The organism is Teichococcus aestuarii (genome assembly GCF_042651065.1).
GTDB lineage: Bacteria > Pseudomonadota > Alphaproteobacteria > Acetobacterales > Acetobacteraceae > Pseudoroseomonas > Pseudoroseomonas aestuarii.
Map to the genome: position 1 here is coordinate 22,317 of NZ_JBHSCH010000058.1, position 6,293 is coordinate 28,609.

Below are 6,293 nucleotides of genomic sequence, written 5' to 3' on the forward strand. Positions count from 1 at the left end.
GGGTCACGGGGAACATCATGCGCGCGCAGCACCACGCATCCGCCAGGGCGCCCCATCCATGCGGCGCCCCCCCTCCCCGCCAGACCGCGGCAGCCTGACAAAAAAATGGGCGCGTATCTGCTGCGGCGGCTGGCGCTGCTGGTGCCGACTCTGTTCGGCATCATCCTGATCAACTTCATCGTGGTGCAGTTCGCCCCCGGCGGGCCGGTGGAGCAGATGCTGGCCGAGCTGCGCGGCAGCAATGTCAGCACCATCGGCCGCCTCGGCGAATCCCAGGGCGAGCTGCGCGGGCCGCCGCAAGGCCAGGCGGGCGAAGGCCCCGCCGGCACCTATCGCGGCGCGCGCGGCATGGACCCCGCCGTGGTGGCCGAGATCGAGCGCCTCTTCGGCTTCGACAAGCCGGCGCACGAGCGCTTCCTCACCATGATCAAGGGCTACCTGACCTTCGACTTCGGCGAGAGCCTGTTCCGCGGCCGCAAGGTGGTGGATCTGCTGTGGGAGAAGCTGCCCGTCTCCATCAGCCTCGGCCTCTGGTCCACGCTGATCATCTATCTCGTCTCCATACCCTTGGGCATCCGCAAGGCGGTGCGGGACGGCACGCGCTTCGATGCCTGGACCTCCGGCGTGGTGCTGGTGGGCTACGCGGTGCCGGGCTTCCTCTTCGCCATCCTGCTGGTGGTGCTGTTCGCCGGCGGCTCCTTCGTGCAGTGGTTCCCGCTGCGCGGCCTCGCCTCCTCCGGCAGCGCCGACTGGCCCTTCTGGCAGCGCGCGCTGGACTATGCTTGGCACATGGCGCTGCCGACCCTGGCGCTCGTCATCGGCGGCTTCGCGGGCCTCACCATGCTGACCAAGAACTCCTTCCTGGAGGAGATCAACAAGCAGTACGTCGTCACCGCCCGGTCCAAGGGGGCGGGCGAGGGGCGCGTGCTCTACGGCCATGTGTTCCGCAACGCCATGCTGCTGATCATCGCCGGCTTCCCGGCCGCCTTCATCGGCATCCTGTTCACCGGCGCGCTGCTGGTCGAGATCGTCTTCTCGCTCGACGGGCTCGGCCTGCTCGGCTTCGAGGCCGCCATCAGGCGGGACTATCCGGTGATGTTCGGCACCCTCTACATCTTCACCCTGCTGGGGCTGGTCATGCAGATCGTGGGCGACGTCACCTACACGCTGATCGACCCGCGCATCGACTTCGAGGCGCGCCGATGACCCCCATCACCCGGCGCCGGCTGGCCAATTTCCGCGCCAACCGGCGCGGCTGGTGGTCGCTCTGGATCTTCGCGCTGCTGTTCTTCGTCACCCTCGGCGCCGAGCTGGTGGCCAATGACCGGCCGCTGCTCGCCAAGGTGGGCGAGAAATGGTTCTTCCCCGTGGCGGTGGAATACGCGGAGAGCGACATCATCGAGGGCGGCTTCCCCACCGCCGCCATCTGGCGCGACCCCGCGCTGCGCGAGGAGGTGGAGGCCCAGGGCGGCTGGATGCTCTGGCCCCTGCTGCCCTACCGGCACGACACCATCATCCGCGACCTCGGCCAGCCCGCCCCCTCGCCCCCCTCCTGGGCGAACCCCCTCGGCACGGACGACCAGGCGCGGGACGTGCTGGCGCGCGTCATCTACGGCTTCCGCATCTCGGTGCTGTTCGGCTTCGCCCTCACCCTCGCCTCCTCGGTCATCGGCATCGCGGCGGGGGCGGTGCAGGGCTATTATGGCGGCTGGGTCGATCTCGGCTTCCAGCGCTTCATCGAGATCTGGTCCGGCATGCCGCAGCTCTTCCTGCTGATCATCCTGGCCAGCGTCATCGAGCCGGGCTTCTGGACGCTGCTGGTCTTCCTGCTGCTGTTCTCCTGGATGGCGCTGACCGGCGTGGTGCGGGCCGAGTTCCTGCGTGGCCGCAACCTGGACTATGTGCGCGCCGCCAAGGCGCTCGGCGTGTCGGACACGCGGGTGATGACGCGCCACATCCTGCCCAACGCCATGGTCGCCACCCTCACCTTCCTGCCCTTCCTGCTCTCGGGCAGCGTCACCATCCTGGCCAGCCTCGACTTCCTCGGCTTCGGCCTGCCGCCCGGCTCGCCCTCGCTCGGCGAGCTGGTGAGCCAGGGCAAGAACAACCTCCAGGCCCCCTGGCTCGGCCTCACCGCCTTCTTCGTGCTGGGCGGCGTGCTGACATTGCTGATCTTCGTCGGCGAGGCGGTGCGCGACGCCTTCGACCCCCGCAAGCTCCCCGGAGGCGAGGCATGATCCCCCCCACCCCGCCGCCGCTGCTCAAGGTCGAGGGGCTCGGCATCTCCTTCCGGGGCCGGGAGGTGGTGCGCAACGTCTCCTTCGAGGTGCCACAGGGGCAGACCGTGGCGCTGGTGGGCGAGAGCGGCAGCGGCAAGAGCGTCAGCGCCCTGGCCTGCCTGCGGCTGCTGCCGCCCTCCGCCTCCATCGCCGGGCGCGTCACGCTGGATGGCACCCGCGTGCTGGAGGCGAAGCCGGCCGAATTGCAGCGGCTGCGCGGCGGCGTCGCCGGCATGGTCTTCCAGGAGCCGATGACCAGCCTGAACCCGCTGCACAGCGTCGGCCGCCAGGTGGCCGAGGCGGTGCGGCTGCATCAGCCGCTGCGCGGCGCCGCGCTGCGCGCGCGGGTCATCGAACTGCTGGAGCGCGCCGGCCTGCCGAATGCGCAGGAGCGGCTGGATGCCTACCCGCACCAGCTCTCGGGCGGCCAGCGCCAGCGCGTGATGATCGCCGCCGCCCTCGCCAACGACCCCCGGCTGCTGATCGCCGACGAGCCGACCACCGCGCTCGACGTCACCATCCAGGCACAGATCCTGGCGCTGCTGGCCGAGCTGAAGCAGCGCCTTTCCATGTCGATGCTGCTGATCACCCACGACCTGACCATCGTGCGCCAGCACGCCGACGCGGTGGTGGTGATGCGCCAGGGCCGGGTGGTGGAGCAGGGCCCGGCGGCGCAGGTGCTGAACGACCCGAAGCACGACTACACCAAGATGCTGCTGGCCACCGAGCCGCGCGGCCGCCCCGCCCCTGTGCCGGCGGATGCGCCGGAGGTCCTGCGCGCCGAGGCGATGAAGGTGCACTTCCCCATCCGCCGCGGCCTGCTGCGCCGGCCGGTGGGGGCGGTGCGCGCCGTCGATGGCGTGTCGCTGGCGCTGCGCGAGGGCGAGACGCTGGGGCTGGTGGGGGAGAGCGGCAGCGGCAAGACCACCCTCGGCCTCGCCCTGCTGCAGCTGGAGCGCAGCGAAGGGCGCGTCACCTTCGAGGGCAGCCCCATCCAGGGCCTTTCCCGCGCCGCGCTGCGGCCGCTGCGGGCGCGGATGCAGGTGGTGTTCCAGGACCCGTTCGGCGCCCTCTCGCCGCGCATGAGCGTGGCCGAGATCGTCGGCGAGGGGCTGGCGGTGCACGAGCCGGGGCTGAAGGCCGCCGGGCGCCGCGCCCGTGTGAACCAGGCGCTGGAGGAGGTGGGGCTCGACCCCGCCACGGCCGAGCGCTACCCGCACGAATTCTCGGGCGGCCAGCGCCAGCGCATCGCCATCGCCCGCGCCCTGGTGCTGCAACCCCGCCTGCTGGTGCTGGACGAGCCGACCAGCGCGCTCGACGTCTCGGTGCAGGCGCAGGTGGTGGAGCTGCTGCGCGGGCTGCAGGCCAGGCACCGGCTGGCCTACCTGTTCATCAGCCACGACCTGCGCGTGGTGCGCGCCATGGCCCACCGCATCATGGTGCTGAAGGGCGGGCAGGTGGTGGAGGAAGGCGAGGCGGCGGCGGTGTTGCAGGCGCCCAGGGCCGAGTATACCCGCGCCCTGATGCGCGCCGCCTTCCCCCTGGAGGCGGCGGCCGGGGAGAGAGCCGCCACGCCATGAGTGAGTTCGAGACGCTGCAAGAGCTGGTCCGCCAGGACAAGGTCCAGCTCGGCGTCCATGTCCGCAAGATGAACGTCTCCGGCTCGCCGGTCTACCGCGCCTCGGAGACGCTGACCTGGCCCATCGGCATCCTCGTCGCCTTCGTGCTGGTGACCATGGCGGTGAACATCCATGTCGGCGCGGCGGTGCTGGCGGCGGGCATGGGCTGGTGGCTGTGGAAGGTGCAGCCGCGCATCAAGGCCGCCGTGTTCGAGCGCACCACCCTCCTCGCCTTCTCCGACGAACGGCTGTTCGACGGGCTCTGGGCCAAGGGCGTGCTCACCCTCTACGCCAAGCTGGAGGATGGCAGCGCCCGCGCCGCCACCCGCAAGGATGACTGGCGCGCCTTCACCCGCGCCATGGCGGAGCTGAAAGGTTAAAGGCCGGGGGAAGGAATTCCCCCGGACCCCCATCTTTTTTCTGCCAGTTCAGGCGAGGGGGTGGGCCTCCTGGAGCACCGCGCCGATCTCCTCCAGGATCACCGGGTCGTCGATCGTCGGCGGCACCACGAAATCCTCGCCATCGGCCAGCTTGCGCAGCGTGGCACGCAAGATCTTGCCGCTGCGCGTCTTGGGCAGGCGGGCCACCACCCGCGCCTCCTTGAAGGCGGCGACCGGCCCGATGCGCTCGCGCACCAGCGCCACCAGCTCCTTCGCCAGCACGGCCTCGGGCTTGTCCACCCCCGCCTTCAGCACCACGAGGCCGAGCGGCGCCTGGCCCTTCAGGCTGTCCTTCACCCCCACCACGGCGCATTCCGCCACGTCGGGGTGGGCGGCCAGCACCTCCTCCATCGCGCCGGTGGAAAGGCGGTGGCCGGCGACGTTGATGATGTCATCCGTGCGGGACATCACCCAGACATAGCCATCGGCATCCACCATGCCGGCATCGCCGGTGTTGTAGTGGCCCGGATAAGCCTCCAGGTAGGCCTCGCGGAAGCGCGCCTCGGCCTTGTAGAGGCCCGGCAGGCAGGCGGGCGGCAGCGGCAGGCGGATCGCCAGGCTGCCGATCTGGCCGGGCGCCACGGGGCGGCCCGCCTCGTCCAGCGCCTCCACCACATAGCCGGGGGCCGGCTTGCCGCCGGAGCCGGCGCGCATCGGGAACAGCCCGGCGCCGCGGAAATTGCCGGTGATGCACCAGCCCGTCTCGGTCTGCCACCAATGGTCCACCACCGGGCGTTGCAGCAGCCGCTCGGCCCAGAGCGCCGTGTCCGGGTCGCAGCGCTCGCCGGCCAGGAACAGCGCCTCCAGCTTCGAAAGGTCGTAGCCGGCCAGCAGCTTGCCCTCCGGGTCCTCCTTCTTAATGGCGCGCAGCGCGGTGGGGGCGGTGAACAGCACCTTCACACCGTGCTCGGCGCAGACGCGCCAGAAGGCCCCGGCATCCGGCGTGCCCACCGGCTTGCCCTCGTAGATCACGCTGGTGCAGCCGGCCAGCAGTGGCCCGTAGACGATGTAGGAATGCCCCACCACCCAGCCGACATCGCTCGCCGTCCAGGAGACGTCGCCCGCCCGCAGGCCGTAGAGCAGGGACATGGAGTGGTGCAGCGCCACGGCGTAGCCGCCGCAGTCTCGGAGAATGCCTTTCGGCTTTCCCGTCGTGCCGCTGGTGTAGAGGATGTAGAGCGGGTCGGTCGCCGCGACGTCGACGCAGGGGTGCGGCGCGGCGGCGTCCATGGCCTCCGCCATGTCCTCGTCGCGGCCGGGCTGCAGCGCGCAGCGCCAAGTCTCGCGTTGCAGCACCAGGCAGCCGGCGGGGTGGTGCGGCGAGAGGGCCAGCGCCGCGTCCAGCAACGGCTTGTACTTCACCACCCGCCCCGGCTCGATGCCGCAGGAGGCGGAGAGCACCAGCTTCGGCTCCGCATCCGTGATGCGCGCCGCCAGCTCCGCCGCCGCGAAGCCGCCGAACACCACCGAATGCACCGCGCCGAGCCGGGCGCAGGCCAGCATGGCGATGGCGGCCTCCGGCACCATGGGCATGTAGATCACCACCCGGTCCCCCACCCCGACGCCACGCGCGGCCATGGCGCCGGCCAGCCGCGCCGTGCGGTCGAGCAGCGCGGCATAGGTGAGGCGGGATTGCGTGCCGGAGAGCGGGCTGTCCCAGATCAGCGCCGGCTGGTCGCCACGCCCGGCGGCCACGTGGCGGTCGATGGCGTTGTGGCAGATGTTCAGCCGCGCCTCCGGGAACCAGCGGCCATAGACGCCCTGCGCGGGATCGAAGGCGCGTCCGGGCGGGGTTGACCAGTCGATGCCGCTGGCGGCGCGGAGCCAGTAGCCCTCCGGGTCCTGCCGCCATTGCGCGTAGGTGGCGTCATAGCCATCCGGCATGGAAAGCCTCCCTGGTTCTGTTCTTGTCGGAGATGGGCGCCGCGCGGGGGGCGCCGGGCCGGCATGGCGGC

The 6,293-nt window shown here is 71.2% G+C and carries 5 protein-coding genes; 4 read left to right on the forward strand and 1 reads right to left on the reverse strand.

Going from position 1 to position 6,293, the window contains the following annotated elements; genetic code table 11:
• Nucleotides 1–105 precede the first annotated feature (105 nt).
• From ACFOY6_RS18630 to ACFOY6_RS18645, 4 genes are read left to right on the forward strand one after another with little or no spacing between them, the layout of a single operon-like run.
• The gene (locus ACFOY6_RS18630; protein ID WP_379651905.1) at nucleotides 106–1,206 is read left to right on the forward strand and encodes a microcin C ABC transporter permease YejB; all 1,101 of its coding nucleotides are present in this window, start codon (nucleotides 106–108) and stop codon (nucleotides 1,204–1,206) included.
• Nucleotides 1,203–2,237 carry an ABC transporter permease gene (locus ACFOY6_RS18635; RefSeq protein WP_379651906.1) on the forward strand — a complete coding sequence of 345 codons (1,035 nt, stop codon included), beginning with the start codon at nucleotides 1,203–1,205 and terminating at the stop codon, nucleotides 2,235–2,237. The genes ACFOY6_RS18630 and ACFOY6_RS18635 overlap by 4 nt, the downstream gene beginning before the upstream one ends.
• Complete coding sequence (locus ACFOY6_RS18640) at nucleotides 2,234–3,859, forward strand: ABC transporter ATP-binding protein (RefSeq protein WP_379651907.1); 1,626 nt, start codon at nucleotides 2,234–2,236, stop codon at nucleotides 3,857–3,859. Before ACFOY6_RS18635 ends, ACFOY6_RS18640 begins: the two co-directional genes overlap by 4 nt.
• Nucleotides 3,856–4,278, forward strand: a complete 423-nt coding sequence (locus ACFOY6_RS18645; protein ID WP_109515639.1) for a hypothetical protein — start codon at nucleotides 3,856–3,858, stop codon at nucleotides 4,276–4,278. Before ACFOY6_RS18640 ends, ACFOY6_RS18645 begins: the two co-directional genes overlap by 4 nt.
• A 48-nt stretch (nucleotides 4,279–4,326) precedes the next feature.
• Here ACFOY6_RS18645 and ACFOY6_RS18650 read toward each other — a convergent pair whose 3' ends face one another.
• The gene (locus ACFOY6_RS18650) at nucleotides 4,327–6,222 is read right to left on the reverse strand and encodes an AMP-binding protein (protein WP_379651908.1); all 1,896 of its coding nucleotides are present in this window, start codon (nucleotides 6,220–6,222) and stop codon (nucleotides 4,327–4,329) included.
• Between the last annotated feature and the right edge of the window lie 71 nt (nucleotides 6,223–6,293).